Source organism: Serratia sp. Ag1, assembly GCF_000743355.1.
Classification (GTDB): domain Bacteria; phylum Pseudomonadota; class Gammaproteobacteria; order Enterobacterales; family Enterobacteriaceae; genus Chania.
The window spans coordinates 1-24465 of record NZ_JQEI01000019.1 but is presented as its reverse complement, the minus strand read 5'-3'; the positions used below and the strand labels follow the sequence as shown (position 1 = coordinate 24465).

Annotated in this window: 31 protein-coding genes; 3 read left to right on the top strand and 28 right to left on the bottom strand. The window is 51.4% G+C overall.

Annotation, left to right across the window (positions count from 1 at the left end):
* Positions 1–16: 16 nt before the first annotated feature.
* Positions 17–739: an RNA polymerase sigma factor FliA gene (locus IV04_RS12315; protein WP_037393724.1), complete on the bottom strand. Its 723-nt coding sequence runs from the start codon at positions 737–739 to the stop codon at positions 17–19.
* A 185-nt stretch (positions 740–924) separates the two neighbouring features.
* The gene (locus IV04_RS12310) at positions 925–2172 is read right to left on the bottom strand and encodes a flagellin FliC (RefSeq protein ID WP_037393727.1); all 1248 of its coding nucleotides are present in this window, start codon (positions 2170–2172) and stop codon (positions 925–927) included.
* Between the two features lie 266 nt (positions 2173–2438).
* Between IV04_RS12310 and fliD the strand changes: the two genes are divergently transcribed.
* The 3 genes from fliD to fliT are packed head-to-tail and all read left to right on the top strand — an operon-like array spanning position 2439 to position 4641.
* Positions 2439–3845: a flagellar filament capping protein FliD gene (fliD, locus tag IV04_RS12305; protein WP_037440860.1), complete on the top strand. Its 1407-nt coding sequence runs from the start codon at positions 2439–2441 to the stop codon at positions 3843–3845.
* Positions 3846–3868: 23 nt separating this feature from the next.
* Positions 3869–4258: a flagellar export chaperone FliS gene (fliS, locus tag IV04_RS12300; protein ID WP_037404269.1), complete on the top strand. Its 390-nt coding sequence runs from the start codon at positions 3869–3871 to the stop codon at positions 4256–4258.
* 20 nt (positions 4259–4278) lie between these two features.
* On the top strand, positions 4279–4641 hold the full coding sequence (fliT, locus tag IV04_RS12295; RefSeq protein WP_037404268.1) for a flagella biosynthesis regulatory protein FliT: 363 nt from the start codon (positions 4279–4281) through the stop codon (positions 4639–4641).
* A 1511-nt stretch (positions 4642–6152) separates the two neighbouring features.
* Here the strand turns inward: fliT and IV04_RS26565 are convergent.
* The 26 genes from IV04_RS26565 to IV04_RS12170 all read right to left on the bottom strand — a co-directional run bounded on the left by IV04_RS26565 (position 6153) and on the right by IV04_RS12170 (position 24328).
* Positions 6153–7406: a hypothetical protein gene (locus tag IV04_RS26565; protein WP_051916779.1), complete on the bottom strand. Its 1254-nt coding sequence runs from the start codon at positions 7404–7406 to the stop codon at positions 6153–6155.
* 80 nt (positions 7407–7486) lie between these two features.
* Positions 7487–7672: a hypothetical protein gene (locus IV04_RS12285; RefSeq protein ID WP_037404266.1), complete on the bottom strand. Its 186-nt coding sequence runs from the start codon at positions 7670–7672 to the stop codon at positions 7487–7489.
* Positions 7672–8559, bottom strand: a complete 888-nt coding sequence (locus IV04_RS12280; RefSeq protein WP_037404264.1) for a glycine-rich domain-containing protein — start codon at positions 8557–8559, stop codon at positions 7672–7674. Before IV04_RS12280 ends, IV04_RS12285 begins: the two co-directional genes overlap by 1 nt.
* A complete protein-coding gene (locus IV04_RS12275; protein WP_037404263.1) occupies positions 8552–9223 on the bottom strand; it encodes a DUF2612 domain-containing protein in 672 nt (223 codons plus the stop codon). Before IV04_RS12275 ends, IV04_RS12280 begins: the two co-directional genes overlap by 8 nt.
* Positions 9220–10413, bottom strand: a complete 1194-nt coding sequence (locus tag IV04_RS12270) for a baseplate J/gp47 family protein (RefSeq protein WP_051916778.1) — start codon at positions 10411–10413, stop codon at positions 9220–9222. Before IV04_RS12270 ends, IV04_RS12275 begins: the two co-directional genes overlap by 4 nt.
* Complete coding sequence (locus tag IV04_RS12265) at positions 10410–10763, bottom strand: hypothetical protein (RefSeq protein WP_037404261.1); 354 nt, start codon at positions 10761–10763, stop codon at positions 10410–10412. The genes IV04_RS12270 and IV04_RS12265 overlap by 4 nt, the downstream gene beginning before the upstream one ends.
* Positions 10764–10874: 111 nt before the next feature.
* Positions 10875–11633: a phage baseplate assembly protein V gene (locus IV04_RS12260; RefSeq protein ID WP_037404260.1), complete on the bottom strand. Its 759-nt coding sequence runs from the start codon at positions 11631–11633 to the stop codon at positions 10875–10877.
* A 66-nt stretch (positions 11634–11699) separates the two neighbouring features.
* Complete coding sequence (locus IV04_RS12255; RefSeq protein WP_037404259.1) at positions 11700–12110, bottom strand: type II toxin-antitoxin system death-on-curing family toxin; 411 nt, start codon at positions 12108–12110, stop codon at positions 11700–11702.
* Positions 12110–12523 (bottom strand): type II toxin-antitoxin system Phd/YefM family antitoxin, encoded by a 414-nt coding sequence (locus IV04_RS12250; RefSeq protein WP_037404258.1) that lies wholly within the window; start codon positions 12521–12523, stop codon positions 12110–12112. Before IV04_RS12250 ends, IV04_RS12255 begins: the two co-directional genes overlap by 1 nt.
* Before the next feature lie 86 nt (positions 12524–12609).
* A complete protein-coding gene (locus IV04_RS12245; protein WP_037404257.1) occupies positions 12610–12948 on the bottom strand; it encodes a hypothetical protein in 339 nt (112 codons plus the stop codon).
* On the bottom strand, positions 12941–13969 hold the full coding sequence (locus IV04_RS12240; RefSeq protein WP_037404255.1) for a hypothetical protein: 1029 nt from the start codon (positions 13967–13969) through the stop codon (positions 12941–12943). The genes IV04_RS12245 and IV04_RS12240 overlap by 8 nt, the downstream gene beginning before the upstream one ends.
* A gap of 2 nt (positions 13970–13971) precedes the next feature.
* Positions 13972–14277, bottom strand: a complete 306-nt coding sequence (locus tag IV04_RS12235) for a hypothetical protein (RefSeq protein ID WP_037404253.1) — start codon at positions 14275–14277, stop codon at positions 13972–13974.
* On the bottom strand, positions 14274–14906 hold the full coding sequence (locus tag IV04_RS12230) for a phage baseplate protein (RefSeq protein ID WP_037404252.1): 633 nt from the start codon (positions 14904–14906) through the stop codon (positions 14274–14276). Before IV04_RS12230 ends, IV04_RS12235 begins: the two co-directional genes overlap by 4 nt.
* A complete protein-coding gene (locus IV04_RS12225) occupies positions 14906–16975 on the bottom strand; it encodes a transglycosylase SLT domain-containing protein (RefSeq protein WP_037404251.1) in 2070 nt (689 codons plus the stop codon). The genes IV04_RS12230 and IV04_RS12225 overlap by 1 nt, the downstream gene beginning before the upstream one ends.
* Complete coding sequence (locus IV04_RS26770; protein WP_231566327.1) at positions 16965–17096, bottom strand: hypothetical protein; 132 nt, start codon at positions 17094–17096, stop codon at positions 16965–16967. The genes IV04_RS12225 and IV04_RS26770 overlap by 11 nt, the downstream gene beginning before the upstream one ends.
* Before the next feature lie 56 nt (positions 17097–17152).
* On the bottom strand, positions 17153–17581 hold the full coding sequence (locus IV04_RS12220; RefSeq protein WP_037404250.1) for a phage tail assembly chaperone: 429 nt from the start codon (positions 17579–17581) through the stop codon (positions 17153–17155).
* A gap of 10 nt (positions 17582–17591) precedes the next feature.
* Positions 17592–18032, bottom strand: coding sequence for a DUF3277 family protein (locus tag IV04_RS12215; RefSeq protein ID WP_037404248.1), 441 nt, complete (start codon positions 18030–18032; stop codon positions 17592–17594).
* Between the two features lie 9 nt (positions 18033–18041).
* Entirely contained in the window at positions 18042–19523 is a 1482-nt protein-coding gene (locus tag IV04_RS12210) for a DUF3383 domain-containing protein (RefSeq protein WP_037404247.1), read from the bottom strand.
* A 3-nt stretch (positions 19524–19526) separates the two neighbouring features.
* Positions 19527–20069, bottom strand: coding sequence for a hypothetical protein (locus IV04_RS12205; protein ID WP_037404246.1), 543 nt, complete (start codon positions 20067–20069; stop codon positions 19527–19529).
* Positions 20062–20448 (bottom strand): hypothetical protein, encoded by a 387-nt coding sequence (locus IV04_RS12200; RefSeq protein ID WP_037404244.1) that lies wholly within the window; start codon positions 20446–20448, stop codon positions 20062–20064. The genes IV04_RS12205 and IV04_RS12200 overlap by 8 nt, the downstream gene beginning before the upstream one ends.
* Entirely contained in the window at positions 20448–20954 is a 507-nt protein-coding gene (locus IV04_RS12195; RefSeq protein ID WP_037404272.1) for a hypothetical protein, read from the bottom strand. The genes IV04_RS12200 and IV04_RS12195 overlap by 1 nt, the downstream gene beginning before the upstream one ends.
* A 5-nt stretch (positions 20955–20959) precedes the next feature.
* Complete coding sequence (locus IV04_RS12190; RefSeq protein WP_037404243.1) at positions 20960–21376, bottom strand: DUF4054 domain-containing protein; 417 nt, start codon at positions 21374–21376, stop codon at positions 20960–20962.
* Positions 21345–21629, bottom strand: coding sequence for a hypothetical protein (locus IV04_RS12185; protein WP_037404242.1), 285 nt, complete (start codon positions 21627–21629; stop codon positions 21345–21347). Before IV04_RS12185 ends, IV04_RS12190 begins: the two co-directional genes overlap by 32 nt.
* 42 nt (positions 21630–21671) lie before the next feature.
* Positions 21672–22613, bottom strand: a complete 942-nt coding sequence (locus IV04_RS12180; RefSeq protein WP_037404240.1) for a DUF2184 domain-containing protein — start codon at positions 22611–22613, stop codon at positions 21672–21674.
* Between the two features lie 14 nt (positions 22614–22627).
* Entirely contained in the window at positions 22628–23122 is a 495-nt protein-coding gene (locus tag IV04_RS12175; protein WP_037440855.1) for a hypothetical protein, read from the bottom strand.
* 3 nt (positions 23123–23125) lie between these two features.
* Positions 23126–24328 (bottom strand): DUF2213 domain-containing protein, encoded by a 1203-nt coding sequence (locus IV04_RS12170; RefSeq protein ID WP_037401506.1) that lies wholly within the window; start codon positions 24326–24328, stop codon positions 23126–23128.
* Between the last annotated feature and the right edge of the window lie 137 nt (positions 24329–24465).

Sequence of the window (24465 nt, the reverse complement as noted above, 5' to 3'; positions counted from 1 at the left end):
ACAGGCAGCATCAGCGTCAAACCTCATTAGCCAAACGCGCGCGCAGGCGTTTGATCGCCTGGCTGTGCAACTGGCTGACGCGTGATTCGCCCACATTAAGCACTGCACCAATCTCCTTCAGGTTCAATTCTTCCTGGTAATACAGCGTCAGCACCATTTTCTCGCGTTCCGGCAAAGCTTCTATGGCCTCTACCACCCGCTGACGCAAGTTGCCCTCCAACAGTTGTTGCAACGGATTGTTCTCTTCATGCCCGGCCAATAACGCTTCCACGCTGTTGCCCTGTTCCTCCTGCCATTCGTCATAAGAAAAGAGCTGGCTGTTATTGGTATCCAGCAGGATCTGGCGGTACTCATCCAGGGGAATATCCAACGCCTGCGCTACCTCAATTTCACTGGCCGGGCGGCCATGGCGCTGTTCCAACTGCTGCATGGCCTTGGAGACTTCTCGAGCGTTGCGGCGCACGCTGCGTGGCACCCAATCGCGGCTGCGCAGTTCATCAAGCATCGCACCACGGATGCGCTGCACAGCATAAGTGGTGAAGGCCGTGCCCTGCAGGGCATCGTAGCGTTCAACGGCGTTCAGCAGCCCGATTCCCCCGGCTTGCAGCAGATCGTCAAGCTCCACGCTGGCGGGCAGCCTGACCTGTAGGCGTAGCGCCTCGTGGCGTACCAACGAAACGTAACGCTGCCAGAGAAAGTTTTTATCTATGACGCCTTCGGCGGTATACAGTTCGCTCACTTGTTTACACCTGCAAATCAGAGGGTCATATCTATTATCCACAAGGGGAAAATGCTAATCGGTAGAACAACCGCATAAAACCCGCTCTATTTATGTTTTGCCTTCTGATGTAGGCGCACGGGCGTAAAAAAGCCCTACCAAGGTTGCGCAGGGCTTTGCGACTGAATCTCGCTACGAGAAACGGATTAACGTAGCAAGCTCAGTACGTTCTGAGTTGACTGGTTGGCCTGTGCCAGAACCGAGGTCCCCGCCTGTTGTAAGATGTTGGCACGGCTCATGTTGGACACTTCGGTGGCGTAATCAGCATCCTGAATGCGGGATTGAGAGGCTGACAGATTATTCACGGTGCTGTTGAGGTTGTTGATCACCGAATCGAAGCGGTTCTGCACGGCTCCCAAGGAAGAACGTAGGGAATCAACCTGAGAAAGCGCTTTATCCAGCGTCGCCAGCGGGTCCACCGTCTTGGTCTGGGCAGTCTGTTCAGCGCCTTTAGTCACTTTGCCATCGCTGTCTATAGTCGCACTGAAGTACTTGGCATCGGCCCCCGTCCCTTCCTGAATGACGTAGGATTTACCGCTATCATAGGATCTCAGATTAGTGGCCGAATCTCCCGTTGGCGCAACTTCTTGCTTGATGGTGGTTGTCTCACTCAACGTCATACTGGTAGTAACAGTTTCTGCGGCAGCAATGCTGCTGACTTTACCGGTCGCTTTATCGATCCCGGTGACTTCGTAAGCTTTATTATCAGTACCAATTGCGTACAGTTTCCCCGTAGCCTCATCTGTCTTATAGCTCGCTGGTGCAGCACCATTTGCCTGCTTACCATTACTATCGATAGTCACAGACTTGCCTGTTGGTACGCTGGCTGGCGCACTAGCAGCCACCTTGCTGGTATCAATACCATCCGCAACGCTGAATTTATCCAGGCCCAACGTTTTAGCATTGATATTTCTCAGGTCAATATCAATGGTTTCACCATCGTTCGCACCCACCTGAATAGTCAATTTCTGGTCGCCGCTCAACACTTTTACCCCGTTGAAATCGGTCTGTTCAGAAATACGATTGATCTCATTCAAACGCTGTGAAATCTCGTCCTGGATCGATTGCAGATCGCTGGCCGAGTTAGAGCCGTTCTGCGCCTGCACGGTCAAACGACGAATGTTCTGCAGGTTGTTGTTCACCTCATTCAGCGCGCCTTCGGTGGTTTGTGCCAAAGAGATGCCATCGTTGGCATTACGGGAAGCCTGGGTCAACCCTTTGATATTCGAAGTAAAGCGGTTTGAAATCGCCTGACCCGCTGCATCATCCTTCGCACTATTGATACGCAAACCAGAAGAGAGACGCTCAATGGCCGTCCCTAAGGCAGCTTGAGATTTATTCAGGTTATTCTGCGCCATCAGCGACAGACTGTTGGTATTAATGACTTGTGCCATAGTTTACTTTCCTTACGAATCAGTTGCGATATTCGCATTCACCATTAAAAGTTCCGGGTTTATTTCGCCACGGCGTCAACCACCGTCCCATCAGATATCGGCGCTCTCCCAACAACCTTTAAATTTTTTTATTTTTCAGCAATGGCACAAATAACGCCGTTTTCCCCTCTTCTATTGCACCATCGGTTTGCGGATTTTGCCGTAAACTTTTCTGCGACCAGGCCGATAACACAGAAATAAGTCATTGACCTCAGGAGGTATCACGAATGACATCGATCAGTTCATTAGGCATCGGTTCAGGGCTGGATCTTAACGGTTTGCTGGATAAAATGAGCAGGACAGAGCAACTGCGCCTAGCGCCTTATACTGCACAGCAGAGCAGCCATAACGCTAAACTGACCGCATACGGCACGCTGAAAAATGCGTTGGAGAAGTTCGATAACCTGAGTAAAGATCTGGCCAAGCGGGATTTTTTTGACAACACCAGCGCCAGCGCACACGAACAGTTCAGCGTGACGACTAACGCCAAATCGGTGCCAGGTAACTACCACGTTGATGTACTGCAACTGGCTCAGCCACAAACCCTGGTTTCCATGGCCCGCATTGCAGATCAGACCACGGCCTTGGGTACCCAAGGAGCTACTGAGCGTACCCTCTCCATCACCGCAGGTTATCCCCCCAAAAACGTCACCCTCACGCTCAGCGATAGCCAAACTTCGCTAGTGGAAATACGTGACGCGATTAATACAGCCAACGCTGGAGTTAAAGCCACCATCATGCGCGTTGGGGATCAGGAGTATAAATTGGCGATAAGTTCGTCCACGCCTGGGGTAAATAGCAAAGTCACTCTTGAGGTAAATAACGACGATCAACTGGGCGACCTGCTCAATTACGATCCGGCGAAGGGGAACGCTAACCCGATGTTTGAATCGGCTAAAGGTCAAGATGCAAAGATCAGGGTGAATGGCACAGAAATTACCCGCAGCACCAACTCAATTGCTGATGCACTGCAGGGGGTAACGCTTGATCTTAAATCCACCACCAAAACCGGCGAACCACAAAACCTGATTATCAGCGCCGATATAAACGGTTCCGCCGACAAAATCAAAAACTGGGTTGATAGCTATAACGCCCTGCAAGACACCTTCAATTCCCTGACTAAATATACCCCAGTGAAGCATGGTGAAAACCAGAGCACCAAAAACGGTGCACTGCTCGGTGACTACATGCTGCGCAATATTCAATCATCAATTAAAAGCGTACTCAGTACCGCGCAGGATAACCCTGAACTGAAAGGGTTGGGTAATCTCGGGATTGATACCAATAGCAAGAGCGCTAAGCTGGAGATCAATAGTGATAAGTTGAAAAAAGCGCTTGAAGAACAACCGCAGCAGGTTGCAAATTTCTTTGCTGGCAATGGCAAAGACCACGGTATGGCTACCGAGATCCATAATGAAATCCAGACCTACATTAAAACCGATGGCATAATTGAAGAGTCCACCAAGAGTATCAGTAGCGATCTTAAAGATCTGGACGATCAGATCACGCGCGTCAGTGAAAGCATTCAAAACACCATTGAGCGTTACAAGCAGCAATTTGTGCAATTGGACGCCATGATGTCAAAACTGAACGGTACCAGCGCCTATTTAACCCAACAGTTTGCACCTAAATAACCGCCTTTAGACAGGTAAATAATATGCATAACCGTAGCGGAACGCAGGCCTATGCCCAAGTCAGCGTGGAAAGTAGTGTACTGAGCGCCAGCCCACACCAGTTAATCATGATGCTTTTTGACGGGGCACTCAACAACCTGCAACGTGCACGCCTCCTGATGAATCAGGGGAATATCCCTGGTAAAGGGCAAGCTATTTCAAAAGCGATCGGTATTATCGACAATGGTTTGCTCAACGGGCTCGATCACGAGCAAGGCGGTGAAATTGCTGACCATCTCGCCGCCCTATACGATTATATGAAGCGCCGTTTGATGCTGGCCAATCTGCATAACGATGTTACCGCTCTTGAAGAAGTTACCAACCTGTTAGAAAACATCGCCGACGCCTGGCGCCAGATTGGCTCTAACCATTAACCTCAGCAGGACGTCGTGTAATGAAACAACAACTGTTAGCCGCCTATCAACAGATTTACCACCTGAGTAACCAAATGATTGCCCTGGCACACACCAATCAGTGGGACGCTCTGGTTGAACTGGAGATAGCCTACGTCAAAGCCGTGGAGGAAACTGCCGGTTTCGCCGGGGGTGCCGGAGCAACCGTGGCGATGCAGGAGAGCTTGCACCATCAGTTACAGCAAATCCTGGACAACGAAGCAGAATTGAAACAGCTATTACAGCTGCGCATGGAGGAGTTGAAAGTGCTGATTGACCAGTCCACACAGCAAAGCGCCATCAACAGCACCTACGGGCAGTTTCATGATCAGGCTCTACTATTAGGAAAGCTGCAGCCAAGATGATTCATGAACAATATTTTCACAATTAAATGTAAGAATATTGTTCCTGAGCAACGCAAAACGTAAAGATATTCTCAGATAATAAGAAAAGTTAACATTGATGAAATATGCAGCTGACCTTTATTCTGAGGCCACAATACCGCACATATCATGCAGCGTTATCAATGGTTATTTCTCCTCATCGTTGTAAACACCTCATCTATTTCTGAGTCCACTAGGAAAACGCGTAATTGATTGATGGCTGCCTCAACTTGACTTAATCAACACGATTGTCAATAAGAATAACACTACCAGCATGATCAAGCTGAAAATACGCCATCTGGCCTCACTTTTACTTCTCATTATCGTCCTTACGCCGAATAGGGTTACACTCTATGGGACGCATTATCCCCAAGGTATAACGGGTATAAATTTACATCCTTGAAATTTCACCCGGTACTTTAAATCAAGTTGAATCCTCAAATCAATTACCGGAAAAAATTTAACACCGCCCTATCCTCATCATTTTCACGAGTGAAAATTTCCGAAGGAATAATCTGTGAAAAAAGATGCTTTTAAGATACTATTTTATGAGCCGTTTACCATGTTAAGTAAAATTTAACATGTCAATTGGGTGAACTCTGTAATAATAGATAATTAAGACTTAGTCACAAAACAGCGATATTCTCTTGGTTGAATGCTTGATAGCCTGATGAAACCTGCATTTATTCCATATCTTTTTAAAATACTTCCCCCTAGAAACTAGTTGCTCATATATATTTATTTTTGATAGATTCATAAGAAAATATTATTAATATGAAAGAAAAAATAGGTTATTTCCGATTTCAATAAAGAAATAACCTATTTTTAAAAATTTACATTGACAGCTCATTCAATTCCCTTAAGTATTAGCTCTACTTATCAATCTTCAAGGAGGGTAATAAGATGGAGTTTTTGGTAGCATCCCTGATGGCTTTGTGTATTTTTTCCTTTAAAAAACACTCTGATATCATCGATGCAAAAAGAATTGGGACTTCGCGCAGAAGACATCGGAGGCGCTCAAGAAACAGACTGTATTTAATCTACTAATCAATATATTAGGCATCAATTTGAGAACCACCTATAAATCTTATAATACTGTTTATTGCTCCTGACTTTGATAAAAAACTCATAATATTCAAGCCGTAAAGTACATGCTCTATTTTCACTCTTTTTGGTTGCGGAGTGTTAACTTTCCTGACTATTCACTAACCTAAAAACCAGGGAATATGTTTTTGACTCAAAGTTCAACTGTTGGCCAATTTTCGACAAGTTGCTGAAAGTCAACATGACTAAGGTTTTTAGACTACACCGGCATATTCATAATGTGACGCCATCATATTTGAAGTTGAGTTGATGTAGATAGTATCTACGGTTTATGCAATGCATTATCGCAAGTTGGCTCTGGACTAACGTTGCTTTGAGTTGCTTTGCGGTAATTTTTTGCCCCCACCATGCCCCATCATTGATAGCCGGGATTTCTCCCGGCCCTGTTGTTACCCCTTAGTTTCAACCTCTGGTGTATCGCCCTGCTCCGGCTCAAGCACTACCTCTGGCTCGTTATCTGCTGGCATTTCTACACGCAGATCAATCCAGCGCCCGGCTGGGATGTCGATCGGCTGTCCTTCCTTGTAACCAGCAACGATGTTCTGGGCGAACTTCGGAGCAGTGGAGTTGATACGGTGGAAAGTCTTGATCAGCAGATCACCCGTCTCATCGACTTCATAGTCCACCCAAAGCAGCGTGAGATCGTTGTTGTCCTTTGGTAAGCCGATACCGCCGCTCGGGCCACCCCATGCCGGATCGCTGTTGAAACCCATCACCCCAGAAACCCGGTAAACGCCCTCGCTGATACGCTCAGTTGTTACGCCCTGGCTCTGATCGTTCAGTTCGCTGGTGCCGTCACCGAACAGCCTAACGATCGGGCTGGCTTTTTTGAGGAAGCCGTTAGCGTCTACCGTTGTGTTTCCATTGTGCCAAACTTCTTTCCATGCGCCGACGCCATTATTTTGGATGCGCCGGAAAGCCATCTTGTCGGTACCAAAAGGAAAGGCAACTTGGAATCCATAGGTACGATTCGAATATCCAAATACGTTAAGAATATGGTTGTTCGCAGCATCAAATGTATCAGTCATTGCTGAGACATTAGCGTAGAAAGCACCATTAATCCGATAATCAGATGCCAGCGTATAGCCGGTCAGTGACGGTCTAAAATCAGAACCAAGGCCATATTCGCCATTTTTCAGCAATGCAGCAGTACCGGAATATACAGTGGATGGAAATGTGACCGAACCGTCAGGCTTGAGTTGTACGGTATATGCTGAGCCGTTCCAGCGGAAATTTAATTGCCCTGTATCGGTCTGTGCGTAAATACCTCCCTTGTCAGAACCAGACTCATCACGAAATCGAAGTAGTGTATTCGGCTTGCCCGCCGCAGCTTGGATCATTACCTCGCCATAGGAATACACGTTCGATTTAAAAATCACTGTACTGGCAACACTCTGATCCGCTGTAACCACTTTGCTCAATGCATTTGCCATAGCGGCAGCAGAATTATTCTCACTAACCTTGGCTGCCGCTGCTGATGCCGCCGCATCATTACTAAATTTCCAAGCCCTATCAGCAGATGCCGCTGCGCTATCTGCCGCTTGACTGCTCGATGCTGCATTCGCAGCGTCGGCGGTGCTGCGCGGCCCTAACTCGACGTTAGTCCCAACAACGTTATTTACTGGCAACCCTTCTGTTGACATATACTCTCCGTAGCCGCCTACAGGCGTGCAAAATCCTACGAGCACACAGCTCATATATAAAAAATGATGTAGTTAACTAACTAGACTGATTCTTCTGGCGGGGCTGGCGGCGGGGTGAATTCTTTGCCGTCATAGGTAAAACCAGGGCCGACATAGACATCATCATTCACTGCAACAACATCGACTTCGCCAAAATCGACAGCCGTTTCACCATCCCAAATAACAACATTGATGACGTTACCGTCACGGATCAAGCAATGCTTCATTACGCATATTCCTCAACAATGACCAATCCTGGCGCGCCGTTGTACCCCGCCTGATTTGCTACAGCCCCATTTTGCCCTGCAGCTACAGCCCCAGCACCACCAGCAGAATATCCTAGTGCCGCTGCTGAATACTGGCTGGCCCCAACAGATGATTGCCCCCCCATCGATCGGATCGCGCCACCATTCGACCAGGTGAACCCCATTGAAGCAACATTTCCCGGCGCGTTAACGATACTCCCTCCCGTCCCGACTGGCGGATTGCGAGGAGCTGCGCCAAATGGAAACACCGAGCTCGCTGTGCCATAGCTCCCCCCCACACCGCCCGGTGCCGACACGCTCCCCACAGAAGATGTGCCACCGTTTGCACCGTCCGATGTTGATGAACCTATACCGCCAAGCCCCACAATGACATTTAACGATGTGGCATCCATCCATGCTTCAGAATAAGCACCCGAGGAGCCACCACCCGCAACGGCAGATTGAGCGGTGGTAACGGCTTGGGTACCACCACCGGCCCCACCAGCGCCCCATACCTTGGCGCGGATCTTCTTTGCGCCTGGTGTGGGGGTATATGTCCCGCTGGCGGTAAACACCCGGATATTGAGCAAACGCCCAACGGCCTGGGCGCTGAGTGCTGCCAACAAGCTGTTTTGCAACGTAACGAGGTTACCGTTGTCCAGCACATCGTTACCGCTCTTATCTGCAATAAACTGGCCCAACACGGCAGCCATAACGCTGGCTTGCCGCCATGCGGTGTTAAGCTCCTCAGACTTGGCTACCCCACTGGAAAAACCCGACACTCTGGCAGCCAGTGCTTGGTAGTCGGCGTTGCTCAATACGTTGGCGTTCGCTCCGGTGCCGAACGGCAAAAACTCATTCTTAGCCATTTGATTTCCTCAAAGATGCACCCCACGCCCCAGAGTCGAGGCCTGTAATAAAGTCGTTCTGTATGTCGAAGCCGAACAGCGCTCCCGGCACAGTCGTGACGGTGTAATTTGCGATACGCACGGTTGACGGCTTAATGTCGAGATAACCAAGACTGATAACCGCCCGCATAACCGGCGTGATGCTGTCGCCGGTGATATAAACGCTCATCGTCATATCGAAGTTATCGACGGCAAATATCTGGGTTTTCCCATCGGGGAAAATTTTCTGATAAATCTCGCTGAGAGTTTCGGCCGTCCCATCCCAGTGGTTCGCGGCAATTTTGGCGCGGATAATGGTTCGGTATGTATCGTCATCCAGCGCGGTAAATCCGCCTGCGTCATACCGGCCGCGCCAGATACCGGCATCGAATCCCAGCTCGTCATCATCCAGCGAAAAATAAACACCGGTGATCGGCGTCGCTATCTGGCGACCAATGCCCACCCACAACCCCACGGCGTCGAGCTGCACGCCGATGGAGTTATCCAGGTCAAAATCTTCTACCTGCTGGAGCAGCGCATTCTGGATATCAACGAACGGCTGAGTGATAAGGGTGATGTGGTCGTAAAATTTTGGCTTGTGCTTGTTGTAGGAGGGGATCAGGCGCTGATACTTTGTCTCGCTCATGACGTCACCACCAGGGCCACGTTATCCTCAGAGCAGGCCGCTGCCTCGTTAAACCCGACAACGATGTTTGCCGGGGTCAGCGCACCGGCAGAAATACCGATCTGTAGGTCCAGAATGTCGTAATTCGCGCTATCTGCACTGCCGTTTAAATTAGCAGGCAGAAACAGGCGGGTGATAAAAACCGGGTCACCAATGCGGATCGCGTTGATGTAATCCGCGATTGCTGCCCGGATTTCTTCGCCTATTGCCGACGTGTAACCCTGCAGTGCCTTGATCTGCACCTCGACAAAAATATTAACGGTAGTCGGGCGGAAAAAACTGATCGGGTGAACGATGCCGTACTTATCCGTGATCGGGATAGTCGTCGTTCCATACGTGCCGCCGCCGGGCGTTTTCTTCGTTGCAATAGTTTGGGCGATGGCCGTAGCGTCACCACCGTCCACAACAATGGAAATGGAGTGCGGCGGCAAGCCGTTGGCATCTGGCGCGCCGGTGTCATTCTCATATGGGCGGTAGCGCTCCACGCCCGGCAGCGTAGCCACGGCCCCCATGATGCCGTCCAACACAGTGCTAGATGGCAGCGAAACCGACTGGGCTTGTCGCTGACGCAATTCTGCATCTGTTTCAACAGGCCGCCCCGGCGTGGCCGCAGCGGGGTTCGTGACGGTTTGCCAGCCCTGTGTCGGTGTGCCGATCGTGGTAATGGTGCCTGCAGGTGCCACGATAGCCCCATCCACCTGGCAGGTTGCCGTCACGGTTACCGCGCCACTGGTGCCAATGGTCACAACGGGCGGTAATGACCACGAAAAACCGTTGCTGTCGCGCACCACGCCATTGGTAATTTGCCTACCTACCTGCCCGACTATCAGCACGTCAGCCGTGGATTGGCTGGCGGGAGAAACAGATATCCCGTTGATTTTAACGTTGGACGCCAGCGCGCCATGCTGGGCGGTTGCCGGGCTGAAAGAGTTATAGACAGCAATCGCTGCATTGTTCGCATCGTGAATAGCCAGCGCGTAAATCGCCAGCATCTGGCCGTCTTTGCTATCTGGCTCCAGGTAAACATCATCACCGTAAATCTGCCGGAAAAAACCAGTCAGCGTATCGAGGATTACCTGGTAACCAGGCGCACTGATGCCGCTCGCGGTCACGGTGGCCGCAAGCCCTAACGTATCGAGATTTAGCATTATGCCTCGCTGGTTACAGTCGTTTCGCCGTACAGCGTGTTGATGGTGGCGGTAAACACAACGCTGCGTGTGCCGGCGTTATATTCCGTGGTGAACTCAAGGATTTCAGTCACGCCTGGCGTGCCAAGGATGCGCTGACGGACGGCCATGTTATAGGCGTCTGATTTATGCTTTCCGAGGATAGCCTCGCGATACGGGGTGCCTTCGGTCACATCAAGGAACCATTCCCCAGTCCACAACGCGAACCGGGTTTTTACTGCCTGGGCGACCGCCTCCGGAGTGTCAGTGAGAAAGGTATTACCCCCTTGGCCGAATGTGTAATCGCCGCTATCGTCCTCTTTTCGGTATCTCATAAATCCTCCAGGGCTACCACCAGCGAATCTGACCGATAAGGTATCCAAGTGCAGCAATAAAGATTACCAGCCATAGCATGATGAATTTCCAGTTTGGTAATTGCTTAATCATCAATTAGGCGCTCCGGTGTTTCCGCTTCCGTTCTGCACGCCGCCGTGAGTATGGCTCATCAGGCTCTTGCCGCCTGCTGTCAAATCGTTGGTGACCTTGACCGGCCCCTGCATCGTCGCCGTTCCGCCGGCGGCACCCATACCCTGTGACAAGTTGCCATTGATCGTCACGTTGCCATTCAGCACGATTTCGGGGGAGGTGATTTCGGTACCACCCTGCGCGCTGGCGATCAGTTTTCCCGGCGTGGTGACGTTTACCGCATGGCTTTCCGGGTCCAGTTCGATAAATGCCGCGCCATCGTCGGTACGAAGTTGCGCCGCGCTGGTGCTGATGCCGCTGATTTTCTGCGCTTGGGACTGTGGGCCGACTAGTGCGAAGCCGTCAGAGAAGTCGTGAGAGCGACCGTCAACCGGCTCCTGTACACCGCCGTTCTGCCACCAAAAATCAATACAGCGATCGGCAAACAGCACCAGGCACTCGTCACCGGCATTAACCGGGAAAGTCAGCGTGACACCACCACCGCGCGGGAATATCACTGGTACATCCACCAGCAGCGGTAGACTGGTTGATGTCCTATCGCCTGAGTCATCCGTTTCATACCCCTTTATTGCAGGCTGAACAACACAGGTCACAGCAACAGGGTCAAAGGATTGAATGATTCCAGGGATCGCAACGCGGATAGATGCTGAGATGGCATCAGCAAGCGCTTGGCTTGCCTGCTGCTTACCGCCGATCTGAGATTGAAGTGATACGGGCATGGATTTTCCTCATAAAAAAACCCGCTCGGAGGCGGGTTATGAACAATTAAATTTACCGTTTATATGCTATTGGTAACCATCTATCGTGTCTGCCAGCAGCTCATTCTTATAATCTGATAAGAGTTTGAGCGCCAGCGCAGCGTTATCACAATCGGCCTCTCCCGTAGCAGTAAAAATGGTCAACTTAACCAACTCCATTGAGGTATTTAGCTCATAGCCATTTAGAAGCAAGAATATACTAGCGGCCTGGAAAGCCGTTCGTTTGTTGGCGTCATTAAAAGCATGAGACTTCGCTATTGCCACCATGTACATAGCTGCAAATTTAAATAAATCCTCACACTCTTCATATATACGTAAGTTATCTACCCGATTGAGGGCGCCTTCAAGTTTTCCCCGGTCTGGCTGCCCGCTATTTGGCAATGTACTCTTCTGAATAGCGATAACCTCATCTACCGAAAGGAACGTAATATCAGCCATTACTTATCTTCCAGTTTTTTTATAATTTCCGCATGTTTAGACTGAGTATGTTGCAGAGCTTTAATAAATGACTCTGATACCCCTTGCAAAACAGCCGCTGCATTAGCAGCCTGCACCAGCGTCTGCCGAGCCTCATCAGACCGAGCAAGAGCCTCCAATTGCTTAGAAAGCCTCATGACACCCTCCGTTATCTGCGGTGACATATTCGATGCAATCAACTGCGAAAGATGCGTATCTATCTTTTTCACAGATGCTTTTACGTCTTCTATGGAAGCAACCTCTTCAACTGATTTCGCACTAATGACAAGATCAGGCTTCCCGCGCTGCGTAACCGTGACACTTTCTCCCGAACGTAAACAATCCAACGTTGCTGATAAATCAGATCGCATTTGCGTGTAAGTAATGATTTTCATGGAACCCCCTCTGTACATGTACAGATTAGCGCATAATAAAAACGCAGGAGCAACGATTATTGTTGTTTAGTGAACGATGGCAGGAATCACTTCACCTTCACGCAGTCATAAGTCGCGAAGTGCCGAGGGGCGTCCATGCTGGCGCGAAGTAATTCAACATTAAGAAACGCTTTGCCGTCTCGCTTGATAAACTCAAAGCCGTACATGTTACCGTCCCGCGCAGGCGCAAGAGCCATATCCAGCTTCATGTTGGCATAATCGTCTCTTTGCCTGAGGAAGGTCACTTTTTGCGTGTTGGTTATTTGCCCATTTAGAGTTGTTTCGCCGGATTGAACCGTGTCCAAAACCCAAGGTCCGCATTTAAACGCTGCAATACTGGTAACAGGAAACATTAGCGCCAGTATTATTGAAACGGTTTTAGCCATCGGAAATGCCTTTATCCAGAGCTGATTTGGTTAAGAGATCTTTCGAACCCCGAGCTATACACATCAAGTCCATATACCAAGACTGCCCACGCGTGTCACCATGGTAATCAATGCTGTAGACAATATAGTCACCATCAACGTTGATGCTAGCCGGTGGCATTGAAGGGACACTAACCGATAGGTTACCGTCCTGCTCTTGTTCTCGCAACCGCCCCTCCGCTGTGGCTACTGCACTACCAGATAGAGATGCTCGGTAAACTGATGTCTGGTCGATCCTTACCAGGCTGCCCAGCTTGATGTTGGGATTAATGAGACAGCGCGCATTAACACCATTACCCATTGTCTGCTGCGGTCTGCCGATCAGCCCTGTATTGGCGTTTAGTACGAACGCTTCTGTAAGATATTTGCTTTCCGGCAGGATGTGAACCTGATTGTTTTCAAACCACCAGTTACCATCACACTGCTTTGCGATATCGTACATCAGTGCGGAGGTTGTCTTGTAAATGACGCGACCACGAGGAAAAACAGTGGTGGGCATTGTGGGTGCTGCACCACTGGTGATGCCGAACGGGGCGTACGTTTTCATACCCTGATCAAATAGGTCGGCATACTTCCACCCTGCCGCTACAGTTGTTTTCACCGAGGCGTTAAGGTGTCCCTCCCAGCTATCAATACACTGAATGAGTATCCAGTTATCCGTAATGCTGTCTTTGCCGGTGATCGTGAATCGGATATCGCCATTGAAAATTAACCCGAAGTTGCTGTCGGTATAGTTGCCGTTACTGTCCGGCATACCGTCATAACCCGCAATGGCGCGAATTTTTGCAAACTCTTTCCCCATGATTTTGTTTTCAGTATCAGGGGAAAGGTTGTAAACCTTGAAATTTCCCACAAAGCCGTTGAAAACGGTGGCTGGCATTTTCTCGATTTCAAACGTTACTTTAAAATTAGATAAATCGATGCCGGTACCATCTTTGTCAAGCAGTTGCAGTTCGAAATGACGCATCCAGTTCTTGCTCATGCCTACTCCTGAATAAAATAAAGGTGGCTTCTGATCCCGAGGTTGTCTTGCGTGGGGTATTCCTCCGCCCCACTGTCACTATCAATGAGCAGTAATCCGTTGATGCCTAGATATTTGTACTGACTTAGCAAGTCCACACCTGGCACCATAGGCAATCCCAGGGCCAACGGATTACCCGCTGCATCCATTAAATCCAATATCCAGCCAGCCACACCCCGCCATTGAATACGCATGTTGAGTTGCTGCCCATCGAGCACAATAGAAAATTGCTGATTGAGCGGTTTTAGGGGAATTTCTCGTATATTCACTGGACACCTCTACTAAATATTTCCTCAGCCTTTTGCCGTAGCCTAGAGCCCTGAGATAGGAGGCTTTCATTGACGGCTACAGGGGTTTTCGTGCCAGTATTTTGTACCGGGGATGTATTTAACCCTTCCTTCATATTCTCTTTGTCGGCAACGGTGATGGTCTGCGTCTGGGTAATAACAATCTCTTTCAATGTCAAAACACACATCAGCACATTTTCACTGGTTTTATCGGTGGTCACTTCAATGGCGCGGATTAACATGTTTTTGTATTGCCGCTTACCCGTTGTGGCATCGAAAGGTTTTCTATCTCGCTGTAACTCAAGAATTTGTTTATAAATGTCTGCCGGGCTGGTACCGAGAGATAATCCCGTGCTGGCATCAAAAATCGCTGTTGTATCAACACCGTCAATCAACGATCCTCCGCCAGCAAAGCCTAACTCCATGGTGAGCTCTGACGGGCGGCGATATGCATGGTCAGCGATAAAACCTGCGCCGGACTCTGTAGGCTTATCTACTGGGTTATCAGTGATCTCCAGAGTGTCCGAGTGCTTTTCCGTGATAACAACGCTGGGTACAATGATGCCTATTCGACGCCGTTGCTGAGAAAATAAAACTGAGAGAATATCCATTAAAAATCAGGCCCTCTATTTGTCTGTTGGGATAACCGTGAATTGACGTCAGATTGACGATCAGCCACTTCCTTTCCTGCGCGAGTTGGATCGGAAACCCCGTGGATATGAATATTGGTTTCCTGCTGAATGGAGGGGGCACCAGCATCAGGCATATTGCTACGCACGCGCGGGATATAGTTGCGGGTTTCCTGTGGCATCAGCGCCATGCCGTGCTTCTGCACGTTGCCGATCCCCCAGTTATATGAGGCCAGCGCTTTATCCAAATCACCACCATTCATGCGCAGCAGCTGCGCCAGATATTTGGCGGCCGCATTGGCAGACTTTTCAGGATCGAATACGTCATTGCCACGCAAGCCCAGCCCGCTGGCTGTATTGTCCATAAACTGGAACAGCCCTTTTGCCTGCCCGTACTTTGTCATTGGCCCTACAGCAAACTGGTTGCCGCTGGATTCAGTCAGCGCTACGCTGCGCAACAATCCTTCTGGTAACCGATAAAGCTGCTCCAGTTGCGCCAATTTTGGCTGCAACCAACCCAGTAGCGCCGCCCCTGCTTTAGTAGCCTGAGGGCGCTTAAAGGATTGGCCGTATTGCACAGCATCGCGAGAACCGAAAACCCCCTCATTCCCCGCGTGCAAGCTCCAGCTTGACCACCAATCCGACAGGACTTTTTGAGCATCCAAATCAAAGAGGGGCTTACCCGTCTTTTGCTTATCCTGAAGCTTTTTGACCAGGTATTCGCCCGGATCCATCCCCGCTTCTTTTGCGGCTTTCTGGATTTCATCGACCTTATTGAACAGCTCGATCGCCAAACCTATTGCGATAATTTTCCCCGAGAACTTAAACAGACCGCCAAACGCATTACTCACGCCGGTCACAGCCTTGATCATCTTGGCCGCCCAAGTAACTGCCATGTAACCGGCCAAGATTTCGAGCGCCGTTTTCCACCCGCCCACGGCATCTTTAAGCGCCAGCAGCTTATCGCGGATCCAGATAATCGCCTCTTTGGCTTTTTTGATACCGGGCTCCCACTCCGACCAATCAATCAGGCTTTTGCCGTGCTCCTTCCATGTCATGTAATCGTCGTACAGCAGCGCCAAGGCAATAATAGCGGCGGTGATAAGCCCAATCGGCGACATCAGGAACGCGCTGTTCAGCATGCGCCAGGCCACCAGCATAGCGCCGAAGAAACCAACCAGTTTCTTTGACTCGTCCCCCAGTTTTCTCCACCAGTCGATCACACCGTTTACCGCCTGCGTTGCACGATAGACCATTCGACCAATAGCCTCGGCCATCCAGAAGATCCCCTTCACCACTCGCGTAATGAATGCCTCAATTTTGGGGAAATTCTCCATGATGCGCTTTCGGAGAGTTTCCAGGGAGCCGCTCAACCCTCCGGCCAGATCGGAGCCTATCTTGTCCTTAGCCATGCCCAGCAGCGTTGTGAGGCTGCGCATTGAGGTCATAAATTTGTTGGATTGTGCGGCTGCTTTTTCGGAGTCCAACCCCGTAGCTTTCAGCATTCCCTGGTAATCAGCAGTGAAACCGGAAATACCCCGGCGCATCGCCAGCAGCGTGTTTTCGTCAATGCCGAACATCTGCGCGTATTGGTTTGCGCGGTAAGTCGGCATCTTTGAAAGTTTGTCGCCCAGAGCGGTAAAAATCGCTGAAGTGTCCCGCATCTGACCGTTAGCACTGCGCGTCTTGACACCAAGCCGATTTAAAAAGCCTTCCGCGCCTGGACTGTTACGCATAAACCGGGCAAGGTTTTCGAGTGAGCCCTGGGCGGCAGCCGCATCAGAACCGGTTTGTGATGCTGCGTAACCAATTGCACGGATCCCCGCAACGGTTGCCCCGGTGCGCTGAGAGGACCAATACACCTTATCCAGGCCGTTGGCTATCTGGGTAGTGAATCCAACAACAGCCAGCGCGGCCCCTTCCACAACCGCGCCAAGTTTGAGGACGTTCGCGGTAACCCCAGCGACAACAGCGGAGAATTTCCGCTCGCCGGCTGAGTCAATATCGAACCCAAGCGAGATCAGGAAATCCTTGATAGTTTCAGCGCTCATTATCTCGGCTCCATTTCTCGATCCGGCGTTCGTTCTCCGCCTTCACATCGAGATAATCATTCATCAGTGCAATATCGAAGAGATCGACAACGCCGCTTTTCAGCTCCGCTATCGAGCACATACCCGCCTCTACCGGGCGTAAAAGATAGTCCTCTCCGCCCGGTAATGACTCCAGCGTTAAGCCGCTGGCGGAGCTTCCGCCCCTTTCTCTTGGAGTTCGCCCAAAAAATTTCCCAACGAGTCCCCCACCACTAGAGCTGCGATTTGCAGCATGCTCATGAGGTCGATATCGTCAAACATCAGTTGCCCGTTGCTGAATATCGGCGAGTAGGTATTGCCCTGCTGGCGCGCCACAACAGAAAGGCATGGGTGAAGGATCGCGTTGCTATCCTCTTCGCTCATGTCGGACAAAGTTTGCGCTATCACCGGCAGCGCTGTTTTCAGCGCATTCTCAAGAGTGATCTGTCCGTTTTTTAACTGCTTCAGCACTGCGATTTCACCCAGCAGCCCAGAAAGAACCGGCAGCAGCTTGCGGGACACTTTCAGTTGATCGAACACATTCAACTTATTGGCCCGGTATTTCTGGCCCTTGATTTCAAATTCCATGGATTACCCCTTAAAACGTGCCGAGCAATTGATCGATAAGACCGGCATCAAATACCCAGGCCACCGTGCCGCCGTCTTTGGCGTTCTGCCAGTCTGGCTGCTTCTGGAATGCTACCGAACGAGCCGAGCACACATCGTTGCTGGCGCTGTTGCGGATCACGATGATGTTGTTGCCCCACGTTGCAGACGAGAGCGATTGAGCGTTATACAGCGCGCTCAGTTTCGCGTTGGTCGGGCTGGTCTTGAGTAGGGTTACAGTGATAGTGCCGCCCTTGCCTGCGTGGAGACTGTGCATTACAGAGCCATCCGCGCCCGTGGTCATGGTGTTTTTTGCCTCCACCATGGCAACAGTAATACCCTCCTCAGCGTTGCCTGCTCCGTAGCCCAGATCGAAAGAGCCACCCGGCCCGACGATTGAGGCCGAAACATCTAAAAAAGAATACGTGGACATTTTCGCCCCTTATCGATTTACGTTGATGATGACGTCAGCGAAGTGAACCGCACCCGCCAGCTTGATGGCACACTGGATCACCGGCGCGCGGCGCGCGTCACGCTCGGCCTGTGACTGGCTGGCTACAGGTGGCGCGTAGGTGTAATAACCTGCCGTCAGTGTATCGCCGGTATTCAGTTCACCGACCGGATCACCATTCCACACCCCCGGCGCAATCAAGCCGTTTGTGACGCCTTGCCCAAGCGAACCGCTTACGCTGGTAAGCAGGCGCGTGATACCTGGGTCGGTTTGCGGCACTTTGGTTGTGCTGGTGTAGAGCACGTTATAGAGGTTGTTCTGTACGTAGTTCTGCAGCCAGTCCAGGCCGTGGCGCTCGTCGAAGAAATCGCCGTTCGACATCACACCTTCCTGAATAATCGCAGTGTCGTTATCGTAGTGGACAAACACGTTACAGTTTTTTGCCGTCAGCGTGTTGGCCTGTGACTGCGTGAGAAACTCTGCCACGATCCCCGGCTGCTGCTTGAATTTCAGTGTGATAGTAGTGTTGTTGCCCAGAAAATTAACAGTAAACGCACGGCCAAAAACGGACGCTGTAGCAAAGGGGCTGCTACTGGAGTACTGCACGAAGGTGCGGCCATAACTTAGCGCCTTCAGCTTGCTGGCAATGTCCGCGGTGTTGTCCAGGTCAAGAACGCTGGTGTTCTGCGTTGTATGGCCGTAAATGCGCGAAACATCCTCGGACTGGATAAACGCTGCGACGTTCAGCACGTCGTTATCACTCAGCGACGTATCAGCAATTTGCAGCCCATACCAGCCGGTAGACATATCGGCCAGCTTGAAAATGCAAGCCTGGATATTCTCAGCGGCTGCACGCGGTATCGCCAGTGCGCCCGCATTCTGCGTGGCTTTCATCATCGCGGAAACATCGGTTCCGGTGGTACCGGCTGAGCCATACCCCACCGCTGATACCGTGCCAGTGGTTTTCGACGTGATGATAAAGCGACTGTTTGCCGCATCCCATGTCACTGTTGCCGTGGTCAGTTTTTCGGTGATCCGCGCAGCCACGCCATTGAGATTGGTTTCAGCTGCAAAAGTCAGCCCCGTAATGTTCTTGGCCACACCATCAATGGTGATCTGCATCGCGCCGTTAGTGACTGTCGCCCAGGTACTGATCGCCATCTGTGCCGGTGACAAAATGCCACAACGTAACAGTGCGGCCTGGTCAGCCTTGATCCAGCGCCCGATAAACAATACTTTCGGCTGCGGAGCCTGCTGAAAATAAAGGGATGCTGCTTGATATTCCGGCGTGTCCATTCCGAAATCTGCACCAACCTGCGTGATGCTGGAATAGCTGCGCATACGCTGGCTGCCATCAATGACCGGGGATCCGCCGACGATAAGCAACGCCCCGAAGTTTCGCCCCTGCGCAGCGCGCAAGGCCATATTCACCGTCACGTTGACGATGTTCGATACAGGTAAACCCTGTGACATAGGTTATTCTCCGAAGAATTGAACCGGTGCTTCTGCGATCGACTTGATGCCGTATTCGCGGATGATTTTGCGGCGCAGGCGGACGGTGAGGTCATACCGCCGCACCCACTGGTTATTGATGAGTTCGGGAACGCTGTACATTTTCCCGCACTGCCACAGCGTCAGGCCGAGACGCTTTAACTCATCGTTGTTCTGTGAAATGAAGATGCCAGCACGAAAGCGGGTGGCCGTTTGTTGTCCTGCGGGGCCATAGAAGCAACAGAGCACAGCAAGGCTTTCCTGCTCCCAATGTTCGCTGCTTTCTTCCCCCGGTACCAAAGCCGGAAAGGCGTCTGAGGTAAACTCTGAAATTCCGAACCCGCACCAGGTAGTCCCGTTGGTGGGTATTTGCGTTTGTGGGTCAGTAAAGCGCGGCAGAACCATTCCAGGCGGCAAGCCTGAAATCGCCCTGATCCAACGGCTTATTTCCCGCTCAAGCGCTTCATCATAAAGCGGTGGCGGCCCTGTGGGAGTGAGGTACCCTGCTGCTTTGCTGTCGTTACTCAATCGGCGTTCCTCCGTCAAAGTCCATCAGCTCACAGTGCGCCTGGACGAACCCGGCACCGTAGGCGGTATAGGGATCGACAAAGGTCACCCGATACTTTCGGCCTCGGTACGTCACCACATCGGCGTCTAGCCTTGGCTGGCCCTGCGTAAGCCGGAACTGTGTCACGATGAGAATGGCCCCGTTGATGTTCTGCCCCGCCTGCATACGCTTGGCCTCCAAGGAGCGATCAACGGTGACCACGCCGCTAAAGGGGGTATCCTGTGGGGTATTGGTAGTGAATCCGTCATCATCAACGGTCTGTATTTGCCGATGGCACACCAACGTTGTATCGACAAAATCAGGATCCAGCAGCACTTCGGTAACGTCGAGAAACGGCATTATTTACTCCTTACCACGTACGTGATTGAGCGCAGCAGGTAGCCGTGAGCGTAGAGCGGCTTATCGCCGGGGATGCCCTGAGCGCGTCGGCTTTCTTTCGTTGCATCAGAAAGAGGGTGAAGCCGGTCGCCGGCGCCGATCACGGCCTTTGCGCCATCCCGCACAATCTGTCCCGCGCTTTCAAGCTCCCGCTGCGCCGCCTCCGTCTTGCCGTTCAGCGCAAACACGGCCGCCGCCTTCAAGTGCTCAGTAGTTCGCGGTTTGGTGTCCTCGATCCCCATGTCAAGAAACGGGCGCGGTGGCAGCGTGACGGTCTGGCCGCCGAGCTGCACCGTGGCACCGGTAGACTGCAGATAGCCGATCTCCGCGTTGTTCAGGGTTTCCCCATCCTCGCGCGTGGCATTGGCTTCTGGTATGCCCACCAGCACATCCATTTTTGAAAGCGCGCGTAAAGCCGATAACACCGATTCAGCGTTATCACTTCTGACCTTGAGACCGCTTTTTATGCCCATTATGGCGTTCCCAGTTGAATTGCCCCGGCACCGAATATCATCAGGTATTCCCAGAACTCAGAGCCATAGCGGGTGTTGTTCCAGAAACCAGCATCAGGATTCAACGTCACGCTGGCGTCATAGCTGACAGAGACCTTGTCAACCGATTTAGAAGTCTGCACCCCACTATTGGCCCCACCCGCTGAACCTACCGCAACCCCGCGCATATCAGCAGCATAAAGCGCCATGTAATGCGCCACGAAAAGACCGACAACATAAGGGAAGATCTCTTCCCCGAACCGACTTTCACTCAACAGAACATCGGCCAACGCAAGCCGGGCGATGATCATGGGTGTCGGGTAGGTCGTGGTGTTTTCAAACTGAGGGAACATCTCGCGGAATTGTTCAGGCGTCGGTAGGCTTTTGTTTCTTGCCATTGGCTTTGGCCTCCGCGAGTTGCGCTTCAAGCTCCGCAATGCGTGTGTCTTTTTCCGCCATCAGCGCTTCAAGCTCCGCAATAAGTGGATCGCTTTCCAGTGTTGGTGCATCACCATCAGGTGAACAATGCTCCTTCACAAACCAGTGATCGGCGACATCACTTTCCACATCATGAAAGCCAGCGGCAAACGCCGTGATATTGACGCCGTCATTGAAATTAAACGGCGCCAGTACATAGATTCTCTTTTTCATCGCAAATCCTCAAAATTCAGCCCCGTTTCCGGGGCCGCGGGCTTAAATGCCGTCCATGTAGTTCAATGTTTCCGGATAAACCGGCTCAATGACGCCCAGCTTGCCGTAGTAGGTCACAAGCTGATAAATGCCACGGTACTGAATCGGCACACTTTGCAGCGGCACTATCGGGAAGCGGACAAACTTTTTATCGTTTGTATACGCCAGCATTCGGTCTTTCTTTGCAACACCGCGCCCGATAGCCCATTTCACCGGACGAATGTTTAGCGGCTTGCCATTCTGATGGAAAGCAATCGTGTTGGTCTCGAGGTAAGTCAGCAATGACTGGTTACCCGCGGATGAAACAATCGTACTTGCCAGGAATGAATACTGTTCCGGCGGGATCAACAGGTCTTCCGGTACTTTCGAATACGCAGATCGTGTCCATGCATTGCTCAACACCTGGTTAATACAGGCGCGGATTTCATCGGGGGTCGATGTCGCCCAGGTTTTCGCGGCGTTAGTCGAGGAAATGTTAGAAAGGTTTAAAAGTCCTTGAGCGCCTTTTACCGCATCCCCGATATATACCTGTTCGTCAGTATCCATGTTCCATTTCAACTGCATACCATCGTATTTCTGGGTATCGATAGGGCGACCTACCTGAGCCGCGGCAGCCAGTTCTACAACCGTCCAGCCCAGCTCCATTCCCCAAAGTTCCAGCGGGAAACCCGTTTTAGTGATATCGACATTCAACCCTGCGATAGCGGTAGCAAGCTGGTTAATCCAGTTCTTGCCGTTAGCATTTGGGGAGCCTGGCGCCGCAAACGTGGTGTTGGTGAATGAGCTAATCTCATCGGCGATAGAAACGTCCTCGCGCAGCTCAACGTCTCGGCTCCAGGTCTGGGACGTCAGCGGTAAGTTCAGCGTCTGGTCGAGCCGCTCCAGCTCATGGATCAGAAAGGCACCGGTACTATCGACGGTAGCCTGATCAAAGGTCATTGGCATTTTTAATGCTCCCTTTAAATGTTGTAAGCCAGTTCAATGTTCCCTTCAGCATCGCCGGGGCCATTGAAAACTGCGTTGGTAACTTGAACGGTATTAGCGCCGTCTGCTGTGGCTAGGAATGCGCCCAAGGGGCTTGCAGCAGTCGGGGTGCCAACGCGCATGTAAACCGGCGCATAAAGAGCGACTGAGGAAGCATCACCGCCAATATTGACCGTGACATAACCACGTTTCAGGTTGTCGCCGGTAAAATTGAAACCAGAGCCAATCTGGCGAACTTTATCGGGCTGCGATGCGGTCGGGTAAGGACGAACAAAGATCCCCGCCATCACCGTGGCGGCGTCGCCCGATTCGACAGGCACGAACTTTCCGCCCGCAATTTTTCCAGCCAAGCCATAGGCCGCGAATGGCTTAGTTGAATCGAGCACATGAGGCTCTACGGTTAAATCCTGTGGACGTGAGATCGCCCCGGCGATGCCCGCAGGCATCCGGTAAAGAATGGTGTTAGCCATGTATTAGCCTCGTTTAGCCCAGAGTTCTTTCGCAGCCTTGTTGATATCCGCGATAGATTTTGTGGTGTTAGTGGTCATATTGCGGAAACTGTCGGTAGTTTGCGCGGCAGTGTTGCGATTTTTAGCCAGCTCAGAAACAGCGGTAAACGCCATATCAACAGTGGCCCTTGGTAGCTTGGTAATATCTGCATTGCCCACAACTGAACGGACAAGCATCTGATCGGCGGAGACCAGGATATGACGCTTAAACGCCGTAGGTTTTGCTGACACTGGCAACTGAATACCAGGTTGGATCAGATCGGCACGATAAGCCGCGTCACCCGTCACCGCGCCCTCGACTTCATCCCGTTCATCTTCATTTTCATCACCGGTAGCCGGGGATGCTGGAGTGAGTTTTGCCACTGCGTCAATCAGTGCTCTACCCCACGCGGGGATATCTTCCTCCGTGTCCGCCGTAACAGGTAAAGTCGGCGCGGGCATCGGGCTTTGTGGTGAAAGGTTAATGACTACACCGCCGGGTGTCATGGAGGCTGTAACGTCGTCATTATCGCCGGTCATATTCTCCGGCGGGTTATCGATCAGGCTCGCCATTTCGGCGGCGTCGTTGGTTTTGCGGGCCTTTAAAAGCCGGGTAAACCAGTTTTTAGTAGTGCTCGGCATAGCGTCTCCCAGTGCACAACGTGAACCGGCCCGCCCGTTAGGGACAAAGGCCAGATGATTGCCAGTGATCGCATACTGTTCCGCGATACCCGGCGAGATTTGGCGATAGTCAGCGTCATAGCCGCAACTCACTTCGTCGTCGCCGTCCTCAACCGCCTGGATGGCCTCAGGCGTTTTAGCGATGACGTCAGCCAGTAGCAGATCGGAATTCACTCCCTCTCCGCGCCTGACGTTCTGAATGTGGCCGTTTGCTAACTGTCGCCAGTTCTGCGGCGTGACAAAAATAATGTTGCCGCTGAAATCTTTCGGGTGGCCGATAGTGACGGCCATACCCTCGAAGGAGGCGATCGTGCGTTCGCTGAATACCTCCTCTGGCGTCCGGCGGACAACTATCAATTCGTCGCTGCCAGGGGCTAAATCAGGCAGTTCCTCCGCGCCATAAACCTGCTCACCCGTTCGTCCGATAGGTACGTCTTTGAACAGGATCGAGCCGTCCGCCAGTTGATAGCGCGTTTCGCCCAGGCGGGTCGTAAAAAAATATTTCATGGGTTACCTGCCGAATTGCGGGCATAAAAAAAGCCGCTCATAGCGACTTATCACATTCTTGGGCCGGGTATCTGCACCTCAGGCCAGCATTTACAGTTGGGTAAACATCCCGCATGGCTGTAGTGGATCACAAAATC

What these genes read in the sequence shown, in the direction of transcription:
- IV04_RS12310 (WP_037393727.1), bottom strand. Translation starts at nt 2,172, where the DNA reads ATGGCACAAGTCATTAATACCAACAGTCTGTCGCTGATGGCGCAGAAT.
- fliD (WP_037440860.1), top strand. Translation starts at nt 2,439, where the DNA reads ATGACATCGATCAGTTCATTAGGCATCGGTTCAGGGCTGGATCTTAAC.
- fliS (WP_037404269.1), top strand. Translation starts at nt 3,869, where the DNA reads ATGCATAACCGTAGCGGAACGCAGGCCTATGCCCAAGTCAGCGTGGAA.
- fliT (WP_037404268.1), top strand. Translation starts at nt 4,279, where the DNA reads ATGAAACAACAACTGTTAGCCGCCTATCAACAGATTTACCACCTGAGT.
- IV04_RS26565 (WP_051916779.1), bottom strand. Translation starts at nt 7,406, where the DNA reads ATGTCAACAGAAGGGTTGCCAGTAAATAACGTTGTTGGGACTAACGTC.
- IV04_RS12285 (WP_037404266.1), bottom strand. Translation starts at nt 7,672, where the DNA reads ATGAAGCATTGCTTGATCCGTGACGGTAACGTCATCAATGTTGTTATT.
- IV04_RS12280 (WP_037404264.1), bottom strand. Translation starts at nt 8,559, where the DNA reads ATGGCTAAGAATGAGTTTTTGCCGTTCGGCACCGGAGCGAACGCCAAC.
- IV04_RS12275 (WP_037404263.1), bottom strand. Translation starts at nt 9,223, where the DNA reads ATGAGCGAGACAAAGTATCAGCGCCTGATCCCCTCCTACAACAAGCAC.
- IV04_RS12265 (WP_037404261.1), bottom strand. Translation starts at nt 10,763, where the DNA reads ATGAGATACCGAAAAGAGGACGATAGCGGCGATTACACATTCGGCCAA.
- IV04_RS12260 (WP_037404260.1), bottom strand. Translation starts at nt 11,633, where the DNA reads ATGCCCGTATCACTTCAATCTCAGATCGGCGGTAAGCAGCAGGCAAGC.
- IV04_RS12255 (WP_037404259.1), bottom strand. Translation starts at nt 12,110, where the DNA reads ATGGCTGATATTACGTTCCTTTCGGTAGATGAGGTTATCGCTATTCAG.
- IV04_RS12250 (WP_037404258.1), bottom strand. Translation starts at nt 12,523, where the DNA reads ATGAAAATCATTACTTACACGCAAATGCGATCTGATTTATCAGCAACG.
- IV04_RS12245 (WP_037404257.1), bottom strand. Translation starts at nt 12,948, where the DNA reads ATGGCTAAAACCGTTTCAATAATACTGGCGCTAATGTTTCCTGTTACC.
- IV04_RS12240 (WP_037404255.1), bottom strand. Translation starts at nt 13,969, where the DNA reads ATGAGCAAGAACTGGATGCGTCATTTCGAACTGCAACTGCTTGACAAA.
- IV04_RS12230 (WP_037404252.1), bottom strand. Translation starts at nt 14,906, where the DNA reads ATGGATATTCTCTCAGTTTTATTTTCTCAGCAACGGCGTCGAATAGGC.
- IV04_RS12225 (WP_037404251.1), bottom strand. Translation starts at nt 16,975, where the DNA reads ATGAGCGCTGAAACTATCAAGGATTTCCTGATCTCGCTTGGGTTCGAT.
- IV04_RS26770 (WP_231566327.1), bottom strand. Translation starts at nt 17,096, where the DNA reads ATGTGCTCGATAGCGGAGCTGAAAAGCGGCGTTGTCGATCTCTTCGAT.
- IV04_RS12220 (WP_037404250.1), bottom strand. Translation starts at nt 17,581, where the DNA reads ATGGAATTTGAAATCAAGGGCCAGAAATACCGGGCCAATAAGTTGAAT.
- IV04_RS12215 (WP_037404248.1), bottom strand. Translation starts at nt 18,032, where the DNA reads ATGTCCACGTATTCTTTTTTAGATGTTTCGGCCTCAATCGTCGGGCCG.
- IV04_RS12210 (WP_037404247.1), bottom strand. Translation starts at nt 19,523, where the DNA reads ATGTCACAGGGTTTACCTGTATCGAACATCGTCAACGTGACGGTGAAT.
- IV04_RS12200 (WP_037404244.1), bottom strand. Translation starts at nt 20,448, where the DNA reads ATGCCGTTTCTCGACGTTACCGAAGTGCTGCTGGATCCTGATTTTGTC.
- IV04_RS12190 (WP_037404243.1), bottom strand. Translation starts at nt 21,376, where the DNA reads ATGGCAAGAAACAAAAGCCTACCGACGCCTGAACAATTCCGCGAGATG.
- IV04_RS12185 (WP_037404242.1), bottom strand. Translation starts at nt 21,629, where the DNA reads ATGAAAAAGAGAATCTATGTACTGGCGCCGTTTAATTTCAATGACGGC.
- IV04_RS12180 (WP_037404240.1), bottom strand. Translation starts at nt 22,613, where the DNA reads ATGCCAATGACCTTTGATCAGGCTACCGTCGATAGTACCGGTGCCTTT.
- IV04_RS12175 (WP_037440855.1), bottom strand. Translation starts at nt 23,122, where the DNA reads ATGGCTAACACCATTCTTTACCGGATGCCTGCGGGCATCGCCGGGGCG.
- IV04_RS12170 (WP_037401506.1), bottom strand. Translation starts at nt 24,328, where the DNA reads ATGAAATATTTTTTTACGACCCGCCTGGGCGAAACGCGCTATCAACTG.